The organism is Adhaeretor mobilis (assembly GCF_007741515.1).
In the GTDB taxonomy this organism is placed as follows: Bacteria; Planctomycetota; Planctomycetia; order Pirellulales; family Lacipirellulaceae; genus Adhaeretor; species Adhaeretor mobilis.
This window is the reverse complement of sequence record NZ_CP036263.1, coordinates 1,410,957-1,435,921: the sequence shown is the minus strand read 5'-3', so window position 1 is coordinate 1,435,921 and position 24,965 is coordinate 1,410,957. Positions and strand designations below refer to the sequence as shown.

21 protein-coding genes are annotated in these 24,965 nt (G+C 56.2%); 12 read left to right on the top strand and 9 right to left on the bottom strand.

Features of this window, described 5'->3' with window-relative positions:
- Positions 1 to 48: 48 nt before the first annotated feature.
- Positions 49 to 579, bottom strand: coding sequence for an NUDIX hydrolase (locus HG15A2_RS05640; protein WP_145058664.1), 531 nt, complete (start codon positions 577 to 579; stop codon positions 49 to 51).
- A gap of 174 nt (positions 580 to 753) precedes the next feature.
- Between HG15A2_RS05640 and HG15A2_RS05635 the strand changes: the two genes are divergently transcribed.
- The 3 genes from HG15A2_RS05635 (at position 754) to HG15A2_RS05625 (ending at position 4,313) form a co-directional block, all read left to right on the top strand.
- Positions 754 to 1,809: a metalloprotease gene (locus HG15A2_RS05635; RefSeq protein ID WP_145058662.1), complete on the top strand. Its 1,056-nt coding sequence runs from the start codon at positions 754 to 756 to the stop codon at positions 1,807 to 1,809.
- Between the two features lie 184 nt (positions 1,810 to 1,993).
- Positions 1,994 to 3,739 carry an HD-GYP domain-containing protein gene (locus tag HG15A2_RS05630; protein ID WP_145058660.1) on the top strand — a complete coding sequence of 582 codons (1,746 nt, stop codon included), beginning with the start codon at positions 1,994 to 1,996 and terminating at the stop codon, positions 3,737 to 3,739.
- A gap of 91 nt (positions 3,740 to 3,830) precedes the next feature.
- Entirely contained in the window at positions 3,831 to 4,313 is a 483-nt protein-coding gene (locus tag HG15A2_RS05625; RefSeq protein WP_145058658.1) for a hypothetical protein, read from the top strand.
- Here HG15A2_RS05625 and ygfZ read toward each other — a convergent pair.
- Both ygfZ and HG15A2_RS05615 read right to left on the bottom strand, forming a co-directional pair.
- Positions 4,310 to 5,215, bottom strand: a complete 906-nt coding sequence (ygfZ, locus tag HG15A2_RS05620) for a CAF17-like 4Fe-4S cluster assembly/insertion protein YgfZ (protein WP_145058656.1) — start codon at positions 5,213 to 5,215, stop codon at positions 4,310 to 4,312. The genes HG15A2_RS05625 and ygfZ overlap by 4 nt on opposite strands.
- A 46-nt stretch (positions 5,216 to 5,261) precedes the next feature.
- Positions 5,262 to 6,578: a nickel-dependent lactate racemase family protein gene (locus tag HG15A2_RS05615; protein WP_145058654.1), complete on the bottom strand. Its 1,317-nt coding sequence runs from the start codon at positions 6,576 to 6,578 to the stop codon at positions 5,262 to 5,264.
- Between the two features lie 325 nt (positions 6,579 to 6,903).
- Here HG15A2_RS05615 and HG15A2_RS05610 point away from each other — a divergent pair, with 325 nt between their 5' ends.
- Positions 6,904 to 9,465, top strand: coding sequence for a redoxin domain-containing protein (locus tag HG15A2_RS05610; protein WP_145058652.1), 2,562 nt, complete (start codon positions 6,904 to 6,906; stop codon positions 9,463 to 9,465).
- A 143-nt stretch (positions 9,466 to 9,608) separates the two neighbouring features.
- Positions 9,609 to 11,009: a phosphoglycerate kinase gene (pgk, locus tag HG15A2_RS05605; protein ID WP_145058650.1), complete on the top strand. Its 1,401-nt coding sequence runs from the start codon at positions 9,609 to 9,611 to the stop codon at positions 11,007 to 11,009.
- Here the strand turns inward: pgk and HG15A2_RS05600 are convergent.
- Both HG15A2_RS05600 and HG15A2_RS05595 read right to left on the bottom strand, forming a co-directional pair.
- Positions 10,987 to 11,175, bottom strand: coding sequence for a hypothetical protein (locus HG15A2_RS05600; protein ID WP_145058648.1), 189 nt, complete (start codon positions 11,173 to 11,175; stop codon positions 10,987 to 10,989). The genes pgk and HG15A2_RS05600 overlap by 23 nt on opposite strands.
- Positions 11,165 to 11,647 carry a type II toxin-antitoxin system VapC family toxin gene (locus HG15A2_RS05595; protein WP_145058646.1) on the bottom strand — a complete coding sequence of 161 codons (483 nt, stop codon included), beginning with the start codon at positions 11,645 to 11,647 and terminating at the stop codon, positions 11,165 to 11,167. The genes HG15A2_RS05600 and HG15A2_RS05595 overlap by 11 nt, the downstream gene beginning before the upstream one ends.
- 84 nt (positions 11,648 to 11,731) lie before the next feature.
- Between HG15A2_RS05595 and HG15A2_RS05590 the strand changes: the two genes are divergently transcribed.
- From HG15A2_RS05590 to HG15A2_RS05580, 3 genes are all read left to right on the top strand, one after another.
- Positions 11,732 to 12,499 (top strand): DUF998 domain-containing protein, encoded by a 768-nt coding sequence (locus tag HG15A2_RS05590; RefSeq protein WP_145058644.1) that lies wholly within the window; start codon positions 11,732 to 11,734, stop codon positions 12,497 to 12,499.
- A 685-nt stretch (positions 12,500 to 13,184) separates the two neighbouring features.
- Positions 13,185 to 13,535 (top strand): hypothetical protein, encoded by a 351-nt coding sequence (locus HG15A2_RS05585; protein WP_145058642.1) that lies wholly within the window; start codon positions 13,185 to 13,187, stop codon positions 13,533 to 13,535.
- 643 nt (positions 13,536 to 14,178) lie between these two features.
- Positions 14,179 to 15,786 (top strand): DUF1598 domain-containing protein, encoded by a 1,608-nt coding sequence (locus HG15A2_RS05580; RefSeq protein ID WP_145058640.1) that lies wholly within the window; start codon positions 14,179 to 14,181, stop codon positions 15,784 to 15,786.
- 320 nt (positions 15,787 to 16,106) lie between these two features.
- Here the strand turns inward: HG15A2_RS05580 and HG15A2_RS05575 are convergent, their stop codons facing one another.
- Together HG15A2_RS05575 and HG15A2_RS05570 are read right to left on the bottom strand one after the other, a co-directional pair.
- Positions 16,107 to 16,802 carry a DedA family protein gene (locus tag HG15A2_RS05575; protein WP_145058638.1) on the bottom strand — a complete coding sequence of 232 codons (696 nt, stop codon included), beginning with the start codon at positions 16,800 to 16,802 and terminating at the stop codon, positions 16,107 to 16,109.
- Between the two features lie 111 nt (positions 16,803 to 16,913).
- The gene (locus tag HG15A2_RS05570; protein ID WP_145058636.1) at positions 16,914 to 18,080 is read right to left on the bottom strand and encodes an FAD:protein FMN transferase; all 1,167 of its coding nucleotides are present in this window, start codon (positions 18,078 to 18,080) and stop codon (positions 16,914 to 16,916) included.
- A gap of 84 nt (positions 18,081 to 18,164) precedes the next feature.
- On the opposite strand from HG15A2_RS05570, the gene glmM reads away from it, so the two are divergent.
- Positions 18,165 to 19,514 carry a phosphoglucosamine mutase gene (gene glmM, locus HG15A2_RS05565; protein ID WP_145058634.1) on the top strand — a complete coding sequence of 450 codons (1,350 nt, stop codon included), beginning with the start codon at positions 18,165 to 18,167 and terminating at the stop codon, positions 19,512 to 19,514.
- 97 nt (positions 19,515 to 19,611) lie between these two features.
- On the top strand, positions 19,612 to 20,202 hold the full coding sequence (locus HG15A2_RS05560) for a transposase (protein WP_218932342.1): 591 nt from the start codon (positions 19,612 to 19,614) through the stop codon (positions 20,200 to 20,202).
- A 47-nt stretch (positions 20,203 to 20,249) separates the two neighbouring features.
- On the opposite strand, the gene mtaB is transcribed toward HG15A2_RS05560, so the two are convergent.
- Positions 20,250 to 21,524, bottom strand: a complete 1,275-nt coding sequence (mtaB, locus tag HG15A2_RS05555; protein ID WP_145058630.1) for a tRNA (N(6)-L-threonylcarbamoyladenosine(37)-C(2))-methylthiotransferase MtaB — start codon at positions 21,522 to 21,524, stop codon at positions 20,250 to 20,252.
- Positions 21,521 to 21,889 carry an ATP-dependent Clp protease adaptor ClpS gene (locus tag HG15A2_RS05550; RefSeq protein WP_246117891.1) on the bottom strand — a complete coding sequence of 123 codons (369 nt, stop codon included), beginning with the start codon at positions 21,887 to 21,889 and terminating at the stop codon, positions 21,521 to 21,523. The genes mtaB and HG15A2_RS05550 overlap by 4 nt, the downstream gene beginning before the upstream one ends.
- A 302-nt stretch (positions 21,890 to 22,191) precedes the next feature.
- Between HG15A2_RS05550 and HG15A2_RS05545 the strand changes: the two genes are divergently transcribed.
- The gene (locus HG15A2_RS05545) at positions 22,192 to 23,595 is read left to right on the top strand and encodes a dipeptidase (RefSeq protein ID WP_145058628.1); all 1,404 of its coding nucleotides are present in this window, start codon (positions 22,192 to 22,194) and stop codon (positions 23,593 to 23,595) included.
- Positions 23,596 to 23,668: 73 nt separating this feature from the next.
- A complete protein-coding gene (gene serS, locus HG15A2_RS05540; protein ID WP_145058626.1) occupies positions 23,669 to 24,952 on the top strand; it encodes a serine--tRNA ligase in 1,284 nt (427 codons plus the stop codon).
- Positions 24,953 to 24,965 lie beyond the last annotated feature (13 nt).

Sequence of the window (24,965 nt, the reverse complement as noted above, 5' to 3'; positions counted from 1 at the left end):
ATGACGGCTCATTCTGAAACTTGCTATGCCATAACTGCGTTAAGCTTGTTACGGGGTACGACTGAGATTCCACATGAGCAGTGTCGCCAGCGTCTTCGCGTCTTCGATTTCACCGCGTTGAGCCATAGCGATGGCTTCTTCGGCGGGGAGCAGCAGGTTTTCGATCTGCTCACCGGCTTCGCGCGCTGGATCGCCTGCGCTGAGACCTTCAGCCACAAACACGTGCATGCGTTCATTGAGAATCCCGGGGGACATGAAGAAACCGGGCAGCTCTTGCCACTTGGCGGCTGTGTAGCCGGTTTCTTCTTGGAGTTCGCGTTGGGCGGTCACCAGCGGCGCTTCGCCCGGATCGAGCGTGCCAGCGGGCAGCTCGATGAGGGTCTTCTCGACGGCGACCCGCAGATTGCGGATCAGGCAGATACGGCCATCGTCGAGAATCGGCAGAATGACTGCTGCTCCCGGGTGCAACACCACTTGTCGGGCAACTCGAGGCTGCCCCGGTGGTGTCGGTTGGGCGCGCTCCACCACGCGAAATCGGGCGGTCTCAAGCAACAATCGATCTTCTAGATTTTCGGGCATTTCGGCGAGTTCCTCCTTTAAAATTGGGCATTTTGGCAGACTCGGTTTGCCATTTTCTGTCTTACGGGTAGGATAGAAACTACCGCAAAGGTATCGCTGCGCGGAATGGGGATAGGCACCGGTATCCAGGTTGCTGGTATTTCAATTGTTGGCCAACAGGTTGTTGGAATCGATATGAGCGGGAACGCAGCAGGCAGTTGGAGTCTTAGCCTCGGCCGCTGGCATGGGGTAGAGCTGCGCCTACACCTTTACCTGCCGTTGATCATTCTCAGCGCCATGCTCTGTGCGGACATGTCATCAGCGGTGTCGTTTCGGGCTGCTTTCTTGGCGAGTTCTGCGCTGGTGGTGAGTGTTTGCCTGCACGAACTTATGCGATTCATCGTCGTGCATCGCGTGGGAGGACGCACCAGTTTGGTGGTGCTTGGCCCCACAGGGGGCTGGTCGCGCCCACACTTGCCGTCGGATCCTCCCGCCTATTTGGTTTCGGCGCTCATTGGACCGCTCACTTACCTGGGACTCATCGTTGCATCTGCGTGTGCACTAGTTGCGCACGGCCAGCCGGACGTGATTGGTTTGCTCTCGCCATTGAATCCCCAAATCACGCCGAGCACAAATAACCTGCATCTCTTAGCTCAACTGATGGTCTGGGTGAACTGCTGGTTGCTGCTATTGAACTTAATGCCTGTCCACCCGTGCGACGGGGCCGACATGCTGCACGGCTTATTGTGGCCGCTGGTCGGGCGTTCTTCTGCGACTGCTGCTATGTCGCATATCGCCTTCGGTGCGGCAGCCGCGTCTTTTGTGCTGGCAATTGTGTTGAAGAATCAGTGGGTGGGCGGAAGCATGGAGACTGGACTGGTGCCGGCATGGTTCCCTCTGTCGCTGTTGGGTATCGTCTTGTTATACGGCGGCAATCGCATGTCGCGACAGCATCGTTACGACCAGGGTCTAGCAATCGACGAACTGGATTCCGACGACGAACAATGGCTGAGCGCCGACTGGTTAGAAGACGATCGCGCCGTGGTGCTCGTTGAACACTTGCAGGAAAAACAGCAAGAAGCGCTCGACCGTAAGAAACGCGATCGCGAAACCAAAGAAGATGCACGGGTTGATGATATCTTGGCTCACATGAACGAAGTCGGCTTCGACCGGCTTTCTGAAGAAGATCAGGCTGTGCTCAAACGGGCTAGCCGGCGTTATCGCGAGCGACGGCACGACGACAAGGTGTAGCTCAACGAGAGCAGCTGGCCTGTGTAATCGTTACTGCCGTTGCATTCTCCGCCGCTGCGGGACGGCTACCCGTAAATCGTTCGACCAATCCCGACCTTAGCGCAGTTGCGCCCTCATTCTTTCCCTGCACCACAGTCTCGGCTCCACAAGATCTCTCAGTAACCACTAGCCTGCATGCCTTGTCATGCCTGCGCTGGTCCCGCCGTATCCCCCAACTGCTTTCGTGCCTTTACTCAGCCAGGATATCCTTGCGCAAGAATCCCCCGTCGACGTGTCGGCGAAATTGGGTGGTGTACGCGCCTGTCCGGCCCGACTGGAAGTGGCGATTCGCAAGCTCGAACGCACGTTTGACCGACCGTTTTCGCTTGTTTGTGCCGACACGGGCGAATTGGTCCGGACATCGCCTGCGATACTGCATTACGATGTCTACAATCATCTTTCCGTGCTCAAAGAAGTCGCACAGCGGGGCACGCCAGAGATTATCGAGGAGGAATCACCCCTCGCACTGCTTGCCATTCCGCTGGACAGCCTCGAATGTGGGCAAGATTATGTTGCGGTAGCGCTGTTTGTTACCGCGTTAGTCTCTTGTGAAACGGAAATCGCTCAGGCAGCCAAAGTCTTTGACATGGACGCCTCGCGTGCATTGGCCGCTGTTCGACAAATAGAAGTCTGGCCGGTGAGGCTGCTCACTCAAGTAGCAGAGATCTCGCTTGAGAACCTCACGCAAGATCTTGCCGTCAGTAAAATGCGCAACCAGCGCGACGAGGCCATTGCTCATGCAGACGATACGTATGTCGAACTTGATCTTTTGCATCGGATTACCGGTCAACTTCATGTGGCCCAGAACGAAGCGACGCTCTGGCAGGACGCGCTACGTTGGCTGAGCGACTCGATTCCTGCACAATGCTTGGCCGTTGTGGCACGGCAAGCGGAAAACCCAGGCGAGTATGAATTGCAACTGGGGGATTCGGTCGATGTGCTAACCTACGGCGAATGCCCGATCGATCTTAATTCGCTCATTGAATTTACGCATCGTCTCAATCCGAAAATTTCCAAACGGACCATGGTGTTGAGTCGGGCTGAGACGTCGCTACCAACTTGGTACTACCCGACAGTGCGGGAATTAATTTGCGTGCCGCTCAACCAAGCGGACCGGCAACAAGGGTGGTTGCTGGCGCTCAACCATCGCGGCTCGGAGCAGGCAGAACTGAAAGAGTTTGGTTCAGTCGAGTCGCAACTGCTAGCCAGCGCTGGCACCATCTTGAGCGTACACAGCAGCAATTTACGACGCTTTAGCGATCAGGAACAATTGTTCTCAAGTGCCGTGCATGCGCTCACTTCGGCCATTGATGCGAAAGATCGTTACACCTCTGGTCATAGTGATCGAGTGGCGAGGGTTTCGGTTTGCTTGGCAGAACACCTAGGGCTTTCCAAGGAAGAAATCGAAACCATCTATCTGGGCGGGTTGCTGCACGATATCGGAAAAATCGGTATCGATGATCAAGTTCTCAATAAGCCGGGTGAGCTTACCGCCGAAGAATTTGAGCACATCAAGCAACATCCCCAATTTGGTTACGACATCCTCAAGGGCGTCCGCCAATTGGATAATATCTTGCCACTGGTGCTGCATCATCACGAATCGTGGGACGGCATGGGGTATCCACATCACCTACGAGGCAATGAAATACCACTGCTGGCTAGAATTGTCGCCGTAGCCGATGCTTACGACGCGATGGGCAGCGACCGGCCGTATCGCAAAGGTATGCCAGTCGAGAAACTTGACGCCATCTTAAGAAACGGCGCAGGCCAGCAATGGGACAAGAACGTGGTCGAGGCATTCTTTGCCGTGCGTGAAGAAATTCGTGAGATCTCTGCGACAGACCCGAATAATGTTCTGACAGGCGGTTTGGCTCCAGTTTCCAAGTCGTAGGGTTTCTGACAGAATTTACAGGATCGACAAGATTGCTTCTGTTCTTGACTACCCTGTCTAATTCTCCCCCTGGCCTGTTTGGTTCTTACTGATGGCTCGCGAGACACACAAACGTGAAGACTTGCTGCGAGACGCCGTCGCGCTGGTACCGCGTGTGAAGTTAGGCTTGAGTAACTCGCCCGAAGTGCCAATCTTTGCCGGGTTTCGAGGTGAGGCGTTGAGCCTCTACTTCGATGAAGACCCCGCCTTTCACTTCAATCGCGAGAAGCAATTACGGCGGGCTTACTCCGGGGGGCAACTCTATGACGTTGCAGCTGGGAAGTTGCGCAAGGTGGAACGCCGCAACGTAGCGGGAGCAATGAAATTATCTCGTACTGAGCTATCAGCCGGTGAGCAGGTGCGATTTCTTGAGGAACTGTCGGAACGGTTGGCCTCGTTGCGAGAGGCTATCGCCTCCAACCAATTCAAGTTGCTGGGCGAAGTTCCCAAAGGTAGTGACGGATTGTCGAAGCTCACTGGCTGGTTCGCTGAGTTCGAGGAGCCGACGCTGGCAAATTCCGCTCGGGTAAGTTAATCGCGATTCAGGATAGAGAGCGGGGCACCATCGCAAAGTAGCACTGCACTGGAGTCGTCCAACGCTTCGCGGCGCAGCATGGCGATGCCGACGACTGCTTCATGCTTAGGCGAGTAGCTGGCAGACGTGAGTCGACCGACCTTCTTCTCCTTGAGAAACACATCAATAGGAAGCGCCGCCGGGACGGCGTGGGCTAACTTCACTTGACGTAGTTCCTGGTTGACGCGGCCAAGGGCATCGATGCGGGCGATGGTTTCTTGCCCTAGGTAGCAACCCTTGTTGAAGTGGATGGCCGACTCGTTGCGGGCGATCTCCTGCGGCAAGTTGGTGCCATCGAAATCCGTACCGAACAGTGGCCAGCCGGCTTCGATACGAAGGGCGTTAAGGACATCGGGGCCGCAATCGCTGGCATCCATTCGTGCAAGCATCTCCCCTTCCAACGGCTGATGCTCCGCGGCTCTTGCCAAGAGATAAGCCGGCGCTGGCACCAGAGGGCAAAGAAGTGCTTGTATGGTCGCAGCGGATTTCGCGAGCCCCTCTCCAGCGATAATTGACCAACTCCGATCATTGCTATCGTCAGACAATTCTACATTTTCTCGAATGAGGTACCTGTCGAGGTGAGAAACAATCACATTGCCCTGACCGGGGACTGTGAGCAGGATCAACTGCTCTGCTGCGGAAAACACCAACACGTGCGCGACGATCTTACCTTTCACATCGGTGAGAAATGCCTCGCACTGGTCGCCTGGTTGCAGGCTCTTGATGTCGTTCGTGCAGAGATTGTGTAGGAAGCTCGCTCGGTCGTCGCCACTGAGCCGTACCGTAGTCCAGTCGGTGAGTTCCACACGCCCGACACCTGTGGTGAGCGATTCGTATTCTTTGGTGGCTTGTTCAGAGAGCATTGAAGTATTAAGCCCGAGTAACCGGACGCTGATGATTGAATGGTAGCTAGTTGCTAGTAGCCGACGCGTCACCTGCCAAGCGCGGCACGAGCCGATGGGCCTCTTCGATGACAATCGTTTTATCGTGATTGCTCACCAATCGCTGAAGTTCTGTTTCGTTGGCGATGGGCGTGATTCCCAGGGACTCGACTTCCGCTAGTGGGAGTTTGCTCATCAGAAATACCGGGCCGTTTTCGAGAGCTTGAGCCAACTGCAAGGCGGGACCCGCGTACTCGTCTTCATCGCGCACGAGCTTCCGTTGTACTTCGGCTAGGTCATCGGCATTGCGCAAACGCCGCAAGCCGCCGCGAGGTTTTTCTTTCAACTCGGTGAGAATGGCAATCGCCCCGCCGGGCGAAACGAGCCGTTCGGCTGCATGGATGGCTTGGGCGACATTTTGCCAGGTTTGCTGTTGAGTACCGCTAACGGCGGCGATCACAAGATCCGCTTGCTGCTCTGATACCGGACACCACGCTGCTTCGCTGTGCTGCGTGGCTGCCTTGGTCACGTCGATAGCATCGCCGGCAAATACAGCCGCGATGTCATTCCCCTTGCTAGCCACCACTTGCACAATGCACAGCACGCCCAATAGCCAGCCTGATTCTTCTTGCTGCTTGTAGAGTTTCTCACGCGACTTGGGTGCCGGTTTGTTTTGGTTCTTGCTAAACCGGGCGATTGTGGCGGCGTCGGAGAATTCAGGATAGAGAGACGCGAACTTGCTCGCTTGCATCGTTGCCTCAGCGTGGACAGCTCTTTGCGGTTCACTCAACCCGATCGGCAGCACGAAGTCAGCCTCCGCGATAATACGATGGAAGCGCAACGGCTGATCGTCGCTCATGATACCCACCATGGCGGTAGCTTCCTCCTGCTGCCCGGTAACATTCTTCTCAGGAGCACTGTCTTCGGAAACGCTGCCCTCGGAAACACTCTCCTCAGAAACCTTGTGGGGCTCGTGCAGTACAAACTGCACGCCACCGGCCGAGAGTTCGTCGATGCCCTGAGTGAGAGTCGCCTCGTCGCTGAACTTCACCGTGGTGACTACGGCAATGTCGCGCGGCTCGACCCCAGCATCCATGAGCGCGGCAATCGCGCCCAGTACGACTTGTTCGGCCTGCGGAATGCGCTGCGAAACGGCCACTGCCACGGTATCGCCAGGTACAGTCGTATCCACCAGTGGTGGAAAGCCAATGGGCTTGGCAAGCCCCGCGCGAACGGCTTCGGCGATCTTGGGAAGCGATTTCGCATCGCTTGGTTCGACAACCGAAACCGTATCGCTGCTTAACTGGCAGGAGTTCTGCTCACCATAGTGAATCTTCAGGCTCATGCTCTCATCGTTCGGCTGGGAATTGGTCTAGCTAGAGGATGGCTCGTATCCAGAGGCTCATCCAAATAATGCGTTAACACAGGTAGGCAGGGGGAGTTGTCTGACTTGGCCCGTGGCCGTCGTCCACTTTGCCTTGCTTACCGCTTCTGGTATTTTTAGGGACTTACTGCTGCTAGTCTCAGCTTGTTTATTTGACGCGCAGGACTCACCTCTGGTCAAGTGCCGGGGAACCACTGAAAACGAACCAGCTCCCACAATTCTCTGACCAGTATTTTCAACCACTAGCGGCTTCCGCATTGCTTGCCCCTGGTTAAGGACAACCCGCATGACACAGTTTTCATCACTGGCGACTTGCCGTAAGTACTGCGCAATCTTGGCACTTGTTACTGTGGCCACCGCTGGTTGCGCCGACAAAAACGCAACACAGGCGTCCAATTCGAGTAAGAAGACGCTACCAGGGCCTGCCGCGAAGGATATCGTGGCGAAGATGCAAGCAACCTACGCCGCTGCGGATTCCCTTTCGGTCAACGCCGAAACCGTTCAGGAGTATGTGGTTCGTGGGGAAGGCGTCGAGCGGGAACTTCCGCACGAATCGATTGCGATTGCCTACAAGCGACCCAACCTCTTGCGGTTTTCCTACGAGACGATCTCTCCTCTAGTACCTGAGCCCATGTCGTTTGAACTTGTTTCTAACGGCACCGTGCTCCGCGCAGCGGCCAGCCTCTTCCCGAATCAAATCTATGAGACCGTTGCTCCGCTCCGGCTAACGGCTGGTAACCTCGCTCCCGAGCCACAACTACGAGAGGCATTAGCAGACAACCTTCCCGGTGGCGAAATGCATCCGCCACTGGCAATGCTGCTGAGTTCCAAGCGAGAAGTCAGCGAACCTGCAACAGAAAACGCACCGCCACTCTTCGAGGGAGATAGCAAACCGTATCGACTCGGTTTGGAAGAACTAAACGACCGCGAGTGCTATCGCGTGGCCTACGATACCGCAGCGGGCAAGCGTGTGTTGTGGATCGACACCGAGACTTACTACTTGCATCGTATGGAACTTCCCTCGGAGAGCATCAACGACCCACTGGCTACGCGGTACGACCTGACGCAGTCGAGCTTCTGGATTGACTACTTGAACCAGGTGCTGGACGTGCCCATCAAGCGTAATGCCTTCGAGCGTGAGGTGCCCGAAGGAACGCGTCTCGTATCGCAGTTCCTGCTCCCCCCACCTCCTGGGCCGCCAGAGTTTCTCGGCGAAGAGGTCGACGATTTTGAGTTTGTCACGCTCGACGGCAAAAAAGTCACCCGCGACGATTTGAAAGGGAAACCGGCCCTGCTCGACATTTGGTTCACAAGTTGCCCGCCTTGTAAACAACAAACGCCCGTGCTTGAGAAAGCCTACCAGCAGCTCAAGGACGAAGGCGTCGCCATGTACGCCGTGAGCACTGATCGGCCGGAAGTTTCTAACGAAAAGGTCGAGAGCACGCTTCGCAACTGGGGTACCGAGATGCCTGTGCTGCGAGACACGACCGACAGTGCCTATAAGAACCTGAAAGTGAGAGTGACTCCTACCACGCTGCTCCTGGACAAGGAGGGACGCTTGCAATACATCCGCATTGGTTTGCATCGCACGGCTGACGAACTAGTCTCCGTGGTGAAGGCTACTCTCGATGGAGACAACCTCGCTGAAAAGGAACGCGATGCGTATCAGGTGACACTCAACGACTACCAAAAACGTCTTGAGTCAGTCACCATCGACAAGAAACTGGTTGACGTTGAAGTCATGCGAGCAGAAATTGCCAAACGGAAGCTGCCGGAAGAGCTGGTTCTTACCGAACTGTGGTCGAGCAAGAAGGAGGACTTAGAGCGGCCTGGGAATTTGTCGGTCGTTGACTTCTCCAATAGTGGTGGCGACCAGCAGGGGCATGTTCTCGTGCTTGACGGTGGGCAAGAGGTAGTTGAGTTCGGCCTGGATGGTGAAGTGGTCGCACGACACGAATTGCCTGATAACACGGAGCAAGCGGGCGGCTTCTTGCGAACTACCGTGGATGCCCAGCAGCGCCGCTGGACGCTTGTCGGCGGAGTAGGTTGGCAGAAAACGCATCTCTTCAACAACCAGTGGGAACATGTGCTCGCCTTCCCCACGCAACGGCACCCAGGCATTGGCGATGCAATTCTCACTTCCCAAGCAGAAGACGACCAGCCAACGCTGTTGGTCGGTTACTGGGGCGGACTGGGAGTACAGGCAGCCGACATTCGTGGGAAACGTTTGTGGACCGAGCGATCGCTAGAGCAAGTGGTACAAATCGCAGAGCTCCCCGAGACCGGTCACAATCACGCGCATTACTGGTGTACCAGCGATCGCGGCAACATCTTGCCGTTAGATCTCGATGGCAAACGGGGTGAACCGGTGCAAGTGGCCGAGCATTCGCTCATGTACGTAGCTTTGCATCCCGATCACGCGGCCGAAGCCGACCCGCCAATGTGCGGGCTGGTGGTCGATGACTTGAACAAGTACCGAGTCATCGGCTTCACGGCCAAGGGCGAGGAGCTATGGACCTACGACTTACCGCCTGGTGAGTACGCACAGCAAGTGTCGCGAATTCAACCAGTGAGTCTGCCGGGCGGCAAACCGGGCTGGCTAGCAGCGGCGGCGGATGGCTCGATGCATTGGTTAACGCTTGAGGGACAACTTGTGGATACGTTCTCCTACGGCGAAGAGCTCACCGGACTGGCCATGGCAGGCGGTAGGACCCAGGGTGATGTGACAAACGACGGTGACTCTGCCATATTGTTGGTCAGCTGCTCGAAGAGTCTCACCGCTTGGAAGGTACAATCTGCCGCCCAAATAAACGCCAAGCAAGAGAAGGAAGGCGCAGAGAAAGAGTAACCAACATCACACGCACCCGTTAGCCGTCGACCTTGGTCGCCGCGCGGTTTGATACTTGCGAACGATTCCAACGCCGAGCACGCAGCAAGCTCCGCGGCTAAACAACTACGAAATAGCATTCACTTAATACAAGGCTTCCAACCATGCCAGTCACACAAAAAGACATGCAATCCTGGATCGAAATGCTCCTCGCCGGTCGCGAGGCGAACCCTGATCTCGACCTTAATGATTACCTTGCTGAAATCCCCAAGCTGGACTCGCTGGCCGATGTCCCCGCCGGCACGCCAGTGCTCATCCGCGCGGATGTCGATGCCAAGCCGGGTGACAAAGTGGGCGAAGGCGACATCCGCCTACGTTCGATGGTCGATACGCTCAACTACGGTCGCGAGCGTGGCTGGAAGCTTGTACTGTTTGGTCACATCGGTCGCAAGCCGGAAGGTTCGCTCGACAAAGTTGCCGGGCGATTGAGTGAGCTGCTCGACACCGACGTAACGCTCGTGAAGGATTGGTGGAACGACGAGTCGCGCGAAGTCTCGCCCGCCGTCAAAGAACAAATCGCTGAGGCTGATAACGGTGCCGTACTGCTGTTGGAAAATACACGTGCGTACGATATCGAACGACTACTTTGGAAAGCCGAGCCCGCGGATGCCGCCAAATTGGCCGAACCACTTTCGCAGTTCGCCAACGAAATGGCGGAAAAGATTGCCAAAGTCTACGTGAACGAAGCCCTCTCGGCCGGTTCGATGGATGCCTCCAGCACCGTGGTGCCCGCAGCGATGGATCGCGTAGCCCTGGGGAAGTATATCGCCAGCGAGTTTGAAGGCCCCATGAACGAGTGCCTGAAGACGCAGCTCGTGGTGTTCAGCGGCTTGAAAATCGACAAGTTGGACGATCTGGAAGCGATGATCAGCCGCGGCTCGATCGAGCGCGTGTTCGCTGCTGGTTCACTGGCGATGGTCTTACGAAAAGCGATCGGCCAGCTTGACGGCAAGCCCGTGTGCATTGGTGCTGCTGAAGACCCTGCCCACAGTGACAAGCCCTACTTCATCCCTGACGATCGTGTCGAGCAAGCGAAAAAGATGGTTAGCGAAGGCCGCGAGAAAGGCATCGTATTTGTGGTGCCCGTCGATTCGGTCATCGAAGATGGCTCGGTGAAGGATGTGCTCCAGCCGAGCGATCAACAATTCGACATCGGCCCTAAGTCGAGCGCGCTGTTCACTGAAAAAGTCGCGGAGTTCGTCGCCAACAACCCCGATGGTGCCGTCGCTTTCCACAACGGCGTATTCGGCATGTTCGAAGACCCACGCTTTGAAGCCGGCACAAAGAATTTCATCCCCGAACTCAAAAAGATGACCGACGGCGGCGTGAAAGTCTACGTCGGCGGCGGCGAGGGCGGCAAAGCGCTCGAGAAGTACGGTGAAGAGAGCTGGGCCACGCACGTGTTCACCGCGGGCGGTACGGTGTTGAATGCACTCGGCAACGAGCCGGTGCCGTACTTGGCGGCGCTGCGGGCGGCTGCGGTTAGGACTGCTGCTCGGGCGTAGTTGATGCCTTCTCAGGCCGACGTGCCGGTAGCGTTATGTATTCGTGGCCCGACTCACGCTGTTGGCGACGCAAATCGGCTACGATGCGGTCGAGATCATTGTCGAATTTGGCAGCGAGGCGATGCCGAGCGTCTCGGATGTCCTCGGTTGGTGATTTAGGGGTCATCGGTCATTCCTGCGAGTTCTTCGGGAGTACAGATTACTGGCGGTTCAAAACCATTTTCACGGCATACATCACAAATGCGTTCCCGCAACGTCGCATTCGCAATATGCTTGAAGTTCCAGGTCACTAGATATTGTACACCGTTGGTTGCCGCGATGGCGATATGCAAGGCATCTCGCGGCTCACTGGTAGGAATCGCTCCTGCTGCCATCAATGCATCCGCAAGTTCATGAGCGTCGTCGGTAATATCTAGCTTCGATAGGCTGGACACTTCGTCCAGCCGCTCCTGTGCAGCCGAAGGATCGCCGGCGGAGCATTCGTCGAGCACCAGTTGCGATATGACCACGCGGCGAAGCGTTGGAGCAGTCGCCCACCAAAGGCGAGTCTTCCGTTGACGCGCTGCCATATCGGGATGCGGATGAATGCGACCCGCGATGCTACCAACGACGGTGGTTTCTAGGTAAACTGTGTCCATGCGAATAGCTTACCACAACACTTGATATCTCCGGTTAATTACCTTTGGGTTGCACGGCTGTTTAGAACGAAAGAGTTCGGCAAAATGAGCGATGAGCGAGAAACTGCAAAGCCTGGTGCTCTACTTCTAATTCTGACTGGGATTGCATTGATAGCGAACCTCGTCTTTAGCTATGCAAATGGAATCCGAGAGACATCTGGCCCATCAGAACTCTTGGGCTCTGTGGCTGCAAAGGTGGTGCTAATGCCGGCGATTGTGGTTGCCATTTCGCGTCTCTGGCGTGGCATGAGGAATCTTAGGTCATCCACCAAAGTTTTCTTTGGCGTTTCTCTTCTGTTCGCGATTGTAAATCTTTCGGCATTCTCGAAAACTATACCGTACGAATCATCAACAGCAGGTTCCTCCGTAAAGCACCCAGAGCAACTTCGCAACTCATTTCTTGTTGATATCCCAAATCGAGAAGATCTAAGGATTGAGAAAGATGGGCCACTTCCAGGTGTTCCCGACTCCTACCAACTGATAGCCATCAATGAAGAACTTGCGGTCCAATTCACGGTGTTGATAATGCCATCGCTGGAGAATGGTAGCACTTTCGCAGAAGGGCTGCCAGAGTGGGAACAGGGACTACTGAAGAAAGCATCGCGAAAAGTCTCCTCTCGGAAACTCCGTCTCGATGGTAAGGAAGCATACGAAGTTGTCCTTGAAATCGATGCAGATGAATTAACTTTTCAGATGCGAACCATTACTCTGCAATCTAATGGCAAAGAATTTACTTTGGCCACAACAGCGATTAAGGGATCGGAAATTGAGGCCGACCTGCAGCGTTTTTTTGATTCGTTTAGAATCAAGTAAATAAGCCTCACGATATGCCTCGTGTTTCGCCGCATACGCCGCAAACTTCGTGCACATATAGCCGCAGCCAGATACGGTTCGCTGCGCGGACCAATTAGTAGATCGGTGCCTCTGGCCTGATCCGTGGGCGCTTTGGCGGTACAACCTCGCCGAGCAATATCTAGCGGGCTGGCATTAGTAGCGCCCCACTACTCACCCGTGCTGTCGCTCACTTCCGCACACCCGGTAGCTGGAAGTTTCGCCGGGTACTCACCACGCACCGTTAGGCGCCGACCTTGGTCGACGTACGGACTGTCCGTCGAGCACGCGACGACCAGCTCGACGGCTAACTACGTGTGAAACAGGTCGCACGAGCTACCAGAAACCGGTGCCACCTTCACAATCGTTACAGATCGCCCCGGGTGACCTTGCCGACCAGGCAAAAGGGCGAAAGTGGTGAAGGTTTTCTCTTTAGGTTGACGAAACCTATCTGTATCCAATGGAGCGTTAGCCCTCGGGCTGGCTGCTCTTGCGTTGCGAAGATCGCACTGGCGCACTCCCCTAACAGCGGCGCAGGCGAGACGCAGGACTGCCAACGATGGCAACACAGTTTCCCCCCCTTCCTTAAGGAGTTTACCAATGAAGAATTTTGTTACGACGCTGGGCCTCGGCCTCGTGATCGCGATGAGCAGCGCGACTAACGCAAGTGCGTTTGGCCTGTTTGGTGGCGGTTGCGGCAGTGAGCCTTCCTGTGGTTGTGCTTCGGCCTGTGAGCCAAGCTGTGGTTGTGCTTCGGCTTGTGAGCCAAGCTGTGGATGTGCAATGGATTGTGGCTGTGCTTCAAGCTGCTGCCGTCCAAGCCTTTGCGATCGCATCCGCGCTCGTCGCGCTGCTCGCAAGGCTGCTAAGTGCTGCTGTGCCCCTAGCTGCTGCGAAGCATCTTGCGGTTGTGCGTCGGCTTGTGAGCCTTCCTGCGGTTGCGCTTCGGCCTGTGAGCCAAGCTGCGGTTGTGCCGCTCCTGCATGTGGCTGCGAAGCTTCCTGCGGTTGCGAAGTAAGCTGCTGCGAGCCTTGCTGCAAGAAGCCAAGCCTGTGCGATCGCATCCGCGCTCGTCGTGCTGCCCGCAAAGCTGCCAAGTGCTGCTGTGCTCCTAGCTGCTGCGAAGCCTCCTGCGGTTGTGCTTCCGCTTGTGAGCCAAGCTGCGGTTGCGCTGTCGCTGCCCCAAGCTGCGGCTGCAACTGAGTTTCCCCTCTATCAGACTCTGCTAGAAGTGAAACGCCCATGAGAACGGGCAGAGTTCTCAAGATGTAAAACGACAAGACGGCCCCCATCGCACCATAAGCGATGGGGCCGTCTTTTTTTGCGCGCTGCGTTTAACGACAACTGGTCTATTTATCGCCAGGGTTGCCAAGGATCAAACCTATAACCACAAAGCACACAAAGGACACGAAGACAGCTTACTTCGTGTCCTTTGTGTACTTTGTGGTTAATGTTTTTGTTGCAGGGTGCGTTTCGCTCCTCTCAACACACCCTACGACAGTTCTACAAGCTCTCTCTTGCAAATTTTTCACAAAGCTGGACACGATTGGCCGACTCCGCGATACTCAGATCTCGGCAGCAGGTCCGGAACCCTGCGGCTGAGTCTCTCCGTTCGTTCTGAATTGGTGAGGCACCCTTGGAACAGCGGAGAATCTCACACCATGAATTCCCTCCTTATCTGTCGAGTTCTGCGCTGCTGGCTGGCGCTGGCACTCGTCACCGTCTGTGGACCCCCCGCTTCAGCCCAACCTGGTGCTTTTCAACAAGGTCCGCCGGCAAATGCAGGGTCTTTGGGAAAAAACCGGCAGGGCGGAGGAGCGGCGAACGTCCTAGGCAGGAACGGCCAAGGCGGCGCAGCCAATGCGGACTTCGATACGCTTATCGATTTGATTCAATCAACCGTCGAGCCCGATACCTGGGAAGAAAATGGCACAGGCGAGGGGACAATTCGACCCTTTAATATTAACGGTGTGTGGGTCGATGCGCGTGGGAGCTTGAAATTCTCAGCAACCAAGAAAAAGATGCTTCTTGCAAGAGTCGTTGCGAAGGCACCGCCGCTGAGTGAATTAGATATTAGTGCCGAGCACGATGCGCGGCAGAGCAGCAAGCTACGGTATGTTTCACTGCCACGGTTAGAAGCAGAGATCGCGCGTCATCAGAAAGAAAAGCTGCCGCTGGAAGAAGCGATGCTCACGCTCGCAGGCTTGCAGCGAGTTGAGTATGTGATTGCCTATCCGCCCACTTCCGAGAATGCCACGGGCGATTTGGTTATTGCTGGACCGGCTGGTGATTGGCAAATCGATGACGGCGGACGACTGGTGAGCTCGGTATCAGGCCGCCCAGTGGTTCGTCTCGACGACTTGCTTTCCTTGTGGCGTCGTGAAGTGCAGTTTCGCGGCAAGCCGCTGGGCTGCTCAATCGTTCCTCGACAGGAAGCACTCGCACGCACACAGGAGTTCTTGAATTCCAGTGCGGCTAAACCGCTAGCGGTTGGTGGGCGTGGAGATTGGCTAGCCGGTTTGCGCGACAACTTGGGCGCGCAGGATGTGGAGTTCTATCACGTAGACCCGAACACGCGCGTCGCCCGGCTTCTATTGCTGGCCGATTATCACATGAAACTCGTCGGCATGGGCCTCGCGGAGGGGACAGCGGGGGTGGAGAGTTACCTCGACACGGTTGAATTGCAGGCCGATGGCACGGCCCCACCGATGAGCATTCTGCGCTGGTGGTTCTCGCTCAAATCATCGACAGTTCTTACGAACGAAGACAGCAGCGTATTCGCTTTGCCGGAGTCGTGCGTGCAAGTCTTGAGTGAGAACGAACTGCTTGCTGCCCGCGGCGAGCGCGTTCACACGGGCCAGTCGGATGCGTTAAACCGCCGCTTTGCTCAGTCTTTCACGAAGAACTATCGGGCACTAACGGAGAAGTACCCACTGTACGGCGAATTGGAACGGCTCTTTGAATTGTCGCTCGTTCTTGAAGTGATTCGATCTCAAGGCCTTGTGGAGCGTGTCCACTGGCAGCCCAGCCTGCTGGTTGATACAACACGCATGGGACTGCCAGGGGTAAGGACTCCCAGCACCGTGGAAACGGTCATCAACCACCGAGTAATTCGCCGGCGACATATCATTGCCGGAGTAAGTGGCGGCGTGTGGGTTGATGCCGCCCAGCGGATGGAAGTTAGTCCCGGTGAAAGCGATGCACTCGCGAAGATTCAATCTACTATCGGAGAAACTGTGCGCGATGGTGGTACTTGGTGGTGGGACTAACAGCCTGTAATTTAAATATTTGTCGTTTGCGTTTCATGCCATTGATCCGGGTAGCCGCGACACTTCGTCCGCTTAAAGGATTGCTTTCTCTGGCGGATCGCTCGGACACGTGTCGGGGCCGCTTGCGGCAAGAGGCCTTGGCATTCTCGCACGCCGTATTGAAATGCCTCCTGTGCTGTGCACACCGACACTTCTCCCTTGCGTGCTCAATCGAGTGGATAAACAAGACTTGGAGAAAGTGTCGCTGCCACCCAAATTCTTGAGCTGTGTGCGACTGAAAGGCTGAAAGTTGGTCCCATTACACTGGGTGGTTGAGTGCCTTACGATGCTTCACGCTTTTGCTCATCCGCATCATTACTGATCGCTTCTGGCGATTCTTGTTGCTCATCCTCTTCCAACATTCTTTCCAGCATGCGCTTGCGGTTTCGCCGCAACAAGAAGAGCGTAACCAGTCCCACTACGAGCAGTACAACGAGCGTGAGATACCACTCCGCACTCTTGATCCACTCGGTAATCGGCTCGCCCCATACGTAGGAGACACTGAAGAACAGGCCAACCACGGAGGTAGCGGCGATGAGGTCCCAGGCGAGAAACTTCCGGAACGGCATGCGAACCGTGCCTGCCGCCAGGTAAACGGGCCCACGAATGCCCACCATGAAACGCGAGAGCATCAGCACTTTGAAACCGTGCTGGGTCACGGCGTTTTCGAATTGCTCTTCTTTGCTCGCACCAATGAGCTTTGAGAGTTTCGGGTGCTTGGCCATGAGCGTATGCCCGAAGTGGTAGCCGATGGCATACATGACCGCATCGCCCAGCAGTGCGCCCAGGAGGCACGCTCCAAAGGCGAGCTCTGGCTCCAACTTCCCTTGAGAGCTTAGTACGCCGGCGATCACGATCGCCACTTCCTCGGGGATCGGCATACCGCACCCGGTCAGCACCAGAAACAGGATGATGCCAAGATAGCTACCGGGATGAAATAGCGAAGCAATCACAAAGGGCCAATTACTACGGGCCAATCACAACAGGGTGCTGCGACAGCGAACTAGGTTGAGGCGGGCCGAGAGGTGGGACCGCTATTCTACTATCGGCAAGCGATCTTGTGGGAAAAAACTATATTTTACCTAACCTCAGGGCAATGGGCAGCGCGTCCAGGCATCATCCGCTAAATTGAAAGCATGCACTTCCAAAGGGAGTTCCTCAGTCGATTCACTTAGCGGTGGGCAAACCAACAAGGCAGCTACCTCTGGATGGGCTGCACAGTACTCTGCCGTACCCCCTGGGCCGAGCACGTAGAACGCAGTAGCGAGCGCGTCGGCCTCTGCTGCTGTCTCAGCAATCGCGGTAGCCGTGAAGACGCCTTCAGCCGGCCAGCCGGTGCGAGGATCGATGACGTGCCCGTAGCGACGCCCCTGATGCTCGAAGAACTGGGTGCCACTTCCAGCAGTGCCCAGAGCCTGATTGCGTAGATGAATCTCCGCCAAGCGCCTCTCAGGATGCACCGGATCGCGAATTCCCACGGTCCAAGCCTCGTGACTGTCGGAGCGATTCTTACCGCGAGCCAGCACACTACTGCGGCCACCATGCCAGAGAAAATCATCGACGCCCTGCCCTGCCAGTTGCTCTGCCAAACGGTCAATCGCATACCCCTTGCCGATGGAATTCAAATTAATTTCCAATCGGGGATTCAAAAATTCAATTGTGCTGTCCTGCTCGTTTAGCCGAATCGCGTCGCCACCTGTACTCTTTAGAGCCTCGGAAATTTCTAGTTCTGCCGGCACGCGGCCTTCGCGTTTGAGAAATCCCCAAACTCTGGATAACGGCCCGCTCGTGATATCGAATGCCCCGCTGGTCTCCGCTTGCAACCAGGCGCATAGTTGGAGTAACTGAAACAGTCGCGGCTCGACTTCCACGGGTGCCGTTGCTGCCGAAGCATTCATCTCCAGCACGTCGCTCGTATCGCGATAGATGGTGAGCCGAGCTTCAATCGCTTCCAGTAAGTCCAGTGAGTCCAGTATGGGTCCCGTTGCCCTCTGCCCGTCCGCTGCGTGATATTGCACCTGAAAGTCGCAAGCCATCGCGCGGCGACTGACTTCCAGCAAAGTGACTTCCTGGGGTCGAGATCGCTGAGGCTCCTGCCCGGATGCGACTTCGAACGAAGCGGTGGCTGCATCGGCCATCTGCTTGGCCTTATCTGCCAGTGCCGAGAGGGCCGCCCTGCCCTTGAGGAATTCGCGGCGCGAAGCGGCTCGGGCGTCGGGATGCGAATCGTTGGGTGTTGGTTCCTTAGAGGCCATGCGTGAAGTATAACGGTGCCCTATTAAATGGCTAAGCCGCAAGCGGCAGTTTTTGAGCGTACTTTCCTATCGAGAGACTTCAGCATGAGCAAATCAGAACCCATTATCAGCGTTTCCGGCCTGCGGGGCATCGTGGGTGAGTCGCTCACGCCCGGCATCGTAACACGTTATGTGAATGCGTTTGCAACATCGCTTCCCAAGGGCCCAGTCGTCGTCACACGCGACGGTCGCACCACCGGGCCGATGGTAGCGGAGCTTGTCCGCGGGGCGCTCTCAGCTGCCGGCTGCGACGTGCTAAACGGCGGCGTAGCTGCTACACCCACCACAGGGGTACTTGTTCGCTCGTTGAAAGCCGTGGGCGGCGTGCAGATTTCCGCGAGTCACAATCCGTCTGAATATAACGGATTGAAGCTGTTCAACGCTGCGGGACGGGTTATTCCTGCGAGCGAAGGGCAAGCGGTGCTGGATCGATATCGGGACAACGAAACCGCATGCGAGTGGCAAGCTTGGGAAAAGTTAGGCAAAATTAATTCGATTGGCGATTCGACTTCCGCGCACGTGGATTTGATCAATGCGATTTGCAATGTCCAGAAGATTCGCTCTCGGAAGTTTAGCGTGTTGCTGGATGCGAATCATGGCGCAGGCAGCGTGCTGGGCCAAGTATTGCTTGAACATCTCGGCTGCGAGGTCGCCGTTCTTGGAGGTACACCTGATGGCCACTTCAGCCATCCACCAGAACCCACGGCAGAAAATCTTTCCACCTTGCCACAAGCGATGATGCAACACAGTGCGGTCATCGGTTTTTGCCAAGACCCAGATGCAGACCGTCTAGCGGTGCTCGACGAGACGGGTCGCTACTTGGGTGAAGAGCTTACCCTCGCCATGTGCGTCGACCACGAACTGAAACGCAATCCGGGACCAATTGTGACCAATTGTTCTTCGAGCCGTATGAGCGAGGACCTAGCGGAAAAATATGGCGTGCCTTTCTTCCGTTCGAAAGTAGGTGAAGCAAACGTAGTAGATGTCATGCTTGAAAACAACGCCGTCCTGGGTGGCGAGGGCAATGGCGGCGTGATCGATCCACGCGTTGTGCTGGTGCGCGATAGCTTCGTGGGTATGGCCCTACTGCTAGACGCCATGGCTGGCCGCGACTTACCCATCAGCGCGCTTGCCGATGAACTACCGCAATACGCGATCCACAAGTCGAAGATCAGCCTTCCTGCTGAGCAAGTCCCCGCTGCACTCGACAATCTGGAGAAACATTTCAAAGAAGCAAATCCCGATCGCATGGACGGCCTACGACTCGATTGGTCGAATAAGTGGCTACTCGTGCGGGCGAGTAACACGGAGCCCATCGTGCGAGCCATTGCCGAAGCGCCGACGGCAGAGGAAGCTCAAGAGTTGTGTGATGTGGCGGCAGAGACAATTGGTTGACGTATGTACACATACCCAGCTATACTCGGTTTCGTTAGCCGACGAGCTTGCTCGCCGTGAGGTCCGCCCCGCCAAACCCGCACCTAACTTTCTCACCATGCTCGCCTTCCACGGCATCTTCACGACCTACGGCTTCTGGCTACCCAACGACCCACGCGGTTCCTGGTCGAGCTGGGTCGCCAAATGGGAACTATACGAACGAGCCGGCACGGGAACCAAGATTCGAGAAACGCACTCAGTCGCAAGCCGCCCTCATCGCAGGGGTGAACGAGTGGCCGCAAAACGGGTTTTGCGTTATCCACAGGTCCAGTTTGATGGTCGTCAAGCTCGAGCCGTTGGTAGGGGATTCAGTGAAGCGGTGAAGAAGTCGGGTTATCAAATTCTTGCCTGCTCGATCATGCCTGATCATGTTCACGTAGCTGTTGCTGCGCAAGAGCGCCGGCCTAGCCTGATTCTTGGACACTTGAAGCGGGAGGCAACTGTTCAACTGGTCGAAGAATGGGCGCATCCCTTCAAGCGATTTCAAAAACCTGGAGGTCCATTGCCATCCTGCTGGGCACGGCAGAGCTGGCAGGTGTTTCTTGATCGTGAAGTAGACGTTCACCGAGCGATCCAATACGTGCGGGAGAACCCAATCAAAGCAGGGTTCAATCCTCAGAGATGGTCGTGCGTTACAGAGAACTTCTAACTCCGCGGCGAGCAAGCTCGTCGGCTAACGATACTCTATCACGTTCGTTAGCCGACGAGCTTGCTCGCCGTGATCGTTCCATTTTCATTGCCGCCTGCAATCACCTCAACAAAGTCGCCAATGTTTGCCCCTTCGCTCTCAACTTCTATCGTCGCATAGCGGCAAGAAGTTCCCGTGAGCTTCCCACCCTTTTCGTCCTGAGCTTCCAACAACACGCGCAATGGCATGCCGACAAGCGAGCGATAGTACTCGTCTCGAAGCTCGGTTTCGACCGAAACCAACTCTCTCCCGCGTGCTTGCTTGAGTTTTTTGGGCAACTGATCGGGCAAGTCCGCAGCAGGCGTACCGCGACGCGCGCTGAAGGGGAAGATGTGAATCTTGGAGAACCCGGCTGCGCGGGCCGTTTCGCAGGTCTCAGCGAATTCCGCATCCGTTTCGCCGGGGAAGCCGACGATGATGTCCGTCGTGATGGCCGGTCGATCGAGCGCATCGCGCAGCATACCGCAACGATCTATAAACCGCTGGCTGCCCCAACGACGGCGCATCCTGCGCAGTACGCTATCGCTGCCACTTTGCATGGAAATGTGTAGGTGCGGGCAAACCTTCTTGGGATGTTCCTGCATGACGGTGATCAATTCACGGGTCACTTCTGTGGCCTCGATGCTAGACAACCGAATCCGGAAATCGCCCGGCAGCGCGGCGATGTCGCGCACTAGATTTGAGAGTCGCGTCCACTGTTCTTTGGGTACGTTACGATTCCAATCCACGCCGTAGTGCCCAAGATGGATTCCAGTGAGTACGACTTCGCGATAGCCGCTGTCCACAAGCCGGCGAACTTCATCCAGAACGTGCTGCTTTGGTCGACTGGTGAGCTCAGGCCGCACGTGAGGGATGATGCAAAAGCTGCAGCGTAACATGCACCCATCCTGTACTTTCACATACGCACGTTGGCGGCGACCAAAGCCGGAGATACCGGTCGGCACGTCGGTCACGCCAAAGCGTCCCAGCAAGTCGGGAAGTTCGCGTTTGTCGGTAAGCACTTCAGTCACGTTGGGCAGCGCGGCCACTTCTTCAGGTGCTCGCGTGGCATAGCAACCCATGACGACAATCTTTGATGCCGGATTGTCCCGCGCCATGCGCCGAATGATCTGCCGGCTCTTGGAGTCCCCCTCGCTGGTGACTGTGCAGGTATTGACGATGCAAAGGTCAGCGGGCTCCTCGCCAGCAGCATCCCCGTAGCCAATCGAATGCAGGCCTTCGCGGATGTATTCGGTCTCGTACTGGTTGACTTTGCAACCGAGCGTGTGCGTACGTAATTTCATTCGACAGCCTCGATAGTGCTCCACATCGACCCTACTGTACCCCGCTCCTCGTCCTTTCCATAGGCGTGAATCTGGTCGCGTTTCAGCTCCGCGTGTTCCAGAGTGGTCGTGAGAACCACGGCTTTGCCATCTTTGTCGACCAGCTTGGCGATTTCGACACATTGCTCCCTCTGGTGGCCAAAGAGCTCGCGCAGCAGAGCTTCCACGTAGGTGAATGTGTGATCGTCGCTGTCCCACAGCAAGACGTTGTACTTGGGCTGACGGCGGCGCTGCTTCTCCTTGGCCCGCTCTTTTTGCGGAACGACCACAGCTACGCCCTCGTCGGTTGACTCGTTGTCCGGATCTATGGGGTTAAAATAAGCCACAATGCTTGCATTCCTGGGGTGAAGAGGATTGTCGCGAATCGCTCCGCGTCGGGTCAGTCGTGATTTGCTCCGCAAATCGTGTTTCTTGGGTTATTGAAGCTTGAAAACCGCAACTCTAGGCGTTGGCACACAACGGGCATGATTCGGCGGAGCGAATCACGACACGAGCCACCCGTAGTGTGAACTGCTGCCCGGCATTATATTGGCACGTCCCGGATTGGGGAAACCTTACTAGAAAATCCCCACCCCGGGCCTATACATCACAACAGCCAGATGCTTAGCCGCGAGCGACTCCCCTGCCCATGCCCAACACCGTAACCGATACTTTGAAACAAGCACTCGAATGTGCTGACCAACAGCGTGAGCAGTCTGTTGACGACTTATGCGAGCTGCTGCGCATTCCGAGCGTCAGTGCCGATCCCGCCCATAAGGGCGACATCAAGCAGGCATCGCAGTGGATTACGGACAGATTCGAAAAACTCGGCTTAGCGGTCAAAATCATCGAAACCGCTGGCCACCCGATCGTTTACGCCGAGTCGCCCCCAGTGCCGGGCAAGCCGGTCGCGCTCGTGTATGGGCATTACGACGTCCAACCACCCGATCCGTTGGACGAGTGGACCACGCCCCCCTTTGAGCCGAACATCCGAGACGGCAAAGTATTCGCCCGCGGTGCGACCGACGACAAAGGGCAAATGCTCACTCATGTGAATAGCGTGGCCGCATGGCTGACAGCTTGCAAAGAGCTACCGCTGCAAGTGAAGTTGCTCATCGAAGGGGAAGAGGAGGTTGGTAGCGAGCACCTGGAAACATTCCTAACAGAGAACCGCGAAAAGTTGGCCTGCGATTGTGTCGTGATCAGTGACACCAGCCAGTTCGCCCCCGGCGTACCGGCAATCACCTACGGCCTGCGGGGCATCGCGTACTACGAAATTCACCTGACCGGTCCCAGCCAGGACTTGCACTCAGGCGTGTTCGGCGGAGCAGTTGCCAACCCGGCCATTGAACTTTCCAAAATGCTCGCCGGGCTAGTCGACGAGAAGGGACGCATCCAAGTGCCCGGCATGTACGACGACGTGGTTGAGCTTTCAGCGGAAGAGCGTAAAGAGTTCGCCGGCCTGCCGTTTGACGAGGCGAAGTTTAAAGCACAACTGAATGTCAAGGATCTGGCTGGCGAAGAAGGCTACTCGACCATCGAACGTCGCTGGGCACGCCCGTCGTTCGACGTGCACGGACTCACGAGCGGCTATCAAGGCAAGGGAGAGAAAACTGTCTTGCCGGCCAAGGCGTCAGCGAAGATCAGCTTCCGGCTCGTTCCGAATCAGGACCCGAAGAAAATAACTGAAGGGTTGCGTCAGCGGCTGGAAGAGCTGCTACCGGCAGGAATCACGATGGACCTTACCGTCTACCATAACGCGCCTGGAGTGCTCATGCCGCTAGAAAGCCCCTACTTGCAAGCAGCTGCTGAAGCGATTGAGCTGGGCTTCGGCACACGGCCCGTAATGATTCGCGAAGGGGGCTCTATTCCCATCGTGAATTCTTTCGCCCAGCAACTCCAAGCAGATGTACTGTTACTGGGCTGGGGCCAAAACGACGACAATCTGCATAGCCCGAACGAGAAATTCTCGCTAGAAGACTACCATCGCGGCACCCGTGCGAGCGTGGCTCTGTGGGATCGACTCGCACAGGTAAATCCCACGACGGCTTAATCGCAACTCATTACCCGACTGCTTACGCATCTCGGCTCGTTTTACAAGCTAACCCAATCGACATAGCGAACCCATGCTTGATAAGAAATTCATTCTCGACAATGTCGAGCTCGTCCAGAAGAACTGCGACAATCGTGGCGCGAAGGCAAACGTTGCCCGCTTCGCAGAGCTAGAAACCAATTGCCGCGAGCTTCAGCAAGAAATTGAAGAACTTTCCCGGCAAGCGAATGTGGTGAGCAAATCCATCGGCAAAGCCAAGGACGATGCCGAGCGCGAGCAACGCAAAAATGAAGGGCGTGAGCTGCGAGAATCGAAGGATGCGAAGCAGGCGGAATTAGATCGCATTTCAGCCGAGGCAGGGGCCATCTATCGCAGCATGCCGAACATGACGCATAAGGAAACGCCCATTGGCGACGAGGATGCCTCTCGCGAGCTGCGCCACGGTGCGACTCAGGTGCGCCCATTAGGGTTCCCCGTTCAAGATCATGTTGATTTGGGCGTACAGCACGACTTGATCGACTTAGAGGGCGGGGCACGCGTCGCGGGAAATGGCTTCTATTTCCTACGTAACGAAGGTGCCTTGCTGGAATTAGCTCTCCAGCAGTACGCCATCGAGATGTTGGTCGCCGAAGGGTTTATTCCTACGATCACGCCCGACCTCGCGCGTGGGGACATCGTAGCTGGCGTGGGCTTTATTCCCCGCGGCCCGGAAACGCAAATCTACAGTGTGGAGAACAACGACCTGAACTTGGTGGCAACTGCGGAGATTACGCTCGGCGGGCTGTATGCGGACCAGGTGATCGACGAAGAACAACTACCCATCAAACTGTGTGGTATCAGCCATTGCTTCCGTACAGAAGCCGGTGCCGCAGGGAGAGCCTCGCGTGGGCTCTATCGCGTGCATCAATTCACCAAGGTCGAAATGTTCGCGTTCACGCTGCCTGAGCAGAGCGAGGACATGCACAACTATCTATGCGAGCTGGAGTGCCAGTTCTTCGACGGTCTCGGTATTCCCTACAAAGTGCTCGACATAGCCAGCAAAGACCTTGGCGGTCCCGCGTATCGCAAGTTCGATCTCGAAGCCTGGATGCCTGGCCGGGGCGATGGCGGTGAGTACGGCGAAGTCACCAGCACCAGCAATTGCCTCGACTACCAAGCCCGCCGTTTGAACGTTCGCTATAGAACGAAGGGCGAGAAGGGCACCAAGTTCGTCCACACGCTCAACGGCACCGCGGTGGCGATCAGTCGTGCAATCATCGCAATACTGGAAAACTGCCAGCAGGCCGACGGCTCGATCATCGTTCCCGAAGTGCTGCAGAAGTGGGTTGGTAAAGAGCGGATTGGTGGCGGGGAGTAGGTCAAGTCGGAAA

Excerpts from the sequence above, each read along its gene's own strand:
- HG15A2_RS05640 (WP_145058664.1), bottom strand. The coding sequence starts at position 579 with ATGCCCGAAAATCTAGAAGATCGATTGTTGCTTGAGACCGCCCGATTT.
- HG15A2_RS05635 (WP_145058662.1), top strand. The coding sequence starts at position 754 with ATGAGCGGGAACGCAGCAGGCAGTTGGAGTCTTAGCCTCGGCCGCTGG.
- HG15A2_RS05630 (WP_145058660.1), top strand. The coding sequence starts at position 1,994 with ATGCCTGCGCTGGTCCCGCCGTATCCCCCAACTGCTTTCGTGCCTTTA.
- HG15A2_RS05625 (WP_145058658.1), top strand. The coding sequence starts at position 3,831 with ATGGCTCGCGAGACACACAAACGTGAAGACTTGCTGCGAGACGCCGTC.
- ygfZ (WP_145058656.1), bottom strand. The coding sequence starts at position 5,215 with ATGCTCTCTGAACAAGCCACCAAAGAATACGAATCGCTCACCACAGGT.
- HG15A2_RS05615 (WP_145058654.1), bottom strand. The coding sequence starts at position 6,578 with ATGAGCCTGAAGATTCACTATGGTGAGCAGAACTCCTGCCAGTTAAGC.
- HG15A2_RS05610 (WP_145058652.1), top strand. The coding sequence starts at position 6,904 with ATGACACAGTTTTCATCACTGGCGACTTGCCGTAAGTACTGCGCAATC.
- pgk (WP_145058650.1), top strand. The coding sequence starts at position 9,609 with ATGCCAGTCACACAAAAAGACATGCAATCCTGGATCGAAATGCTCCTC.
- HG15A2_RS05600 (WP_145058648.1), bottom strand. The coding sequence starts at position 11,175 with ATGACCCCTAAATCACCAACCGAGGACATCCGAGACGCTCGGCATCGC.
- HG15A2_RS05595 (WP_145058646.1), bottom strand. The coding sequence starts at position 11,647 with ATGGACACAGTTTACCTAGAAACCACCGTCGTTGGTAGCATCGCGGGT.
- HG15A2_RS05590 (WP_145058644.1), top strand. The coding sequence starts at position 11,732 with ATGAGCGATGAGCGAGAAACTGCAAAGCCTGGTGCTCTACTTCTAATT.
- HG15A2_RS05580 (WP_145058640.1), top strand. The coding sequence starts at position 14,179 with ATGAATTCCCTCCTTATCTGTCGAGTTCTGCGCTGCTGGCTGGCGCTG.
- HG15A2_RS05570 (WP_145058636.1), bottom strand. The coding sequence starts at position 18,080 with ATGGCCTCTAAGGAACCAACACCCAACGATTCGCATCCCGACGCCCGA.
- glmM (WP_145058634.1), top strand. The coding sequence starts at position 18,165 with ATGAGCAAATCAGAACCCATTATCAGCGTTTCCGGCCTGCGGGGCATC.
- HG15A2_RS05560 (WP_218932342.1), top strand. The coding sequence starts at position 19,612 with ATGCTCGCCTTCCACGGCATCTTCACGACCTACGGCTTCTGGCTACCC.
- mtaB (WP_145058630.1), bottom strand. The coding sequence starts at position 21,524 with ATGAAATTACGTACGCACACGCTCGGTTGCAAAGTCAACCAGTACGAG.
- HG15A2_RS05545 (WP_145058628.1), top strand. The coding sequence starts at position 22,192 with ATGCCCAACACCGTAACCGATACTTTGAAACAAGCACTCGAATGTGCT.
- serS (WP_145058626.1), top strand. The coding sequence starts at position 23,669 with ATGCTTGATAAGAAATTCATTCTCGACAATGTCGAGCTCGTCCAGAAG.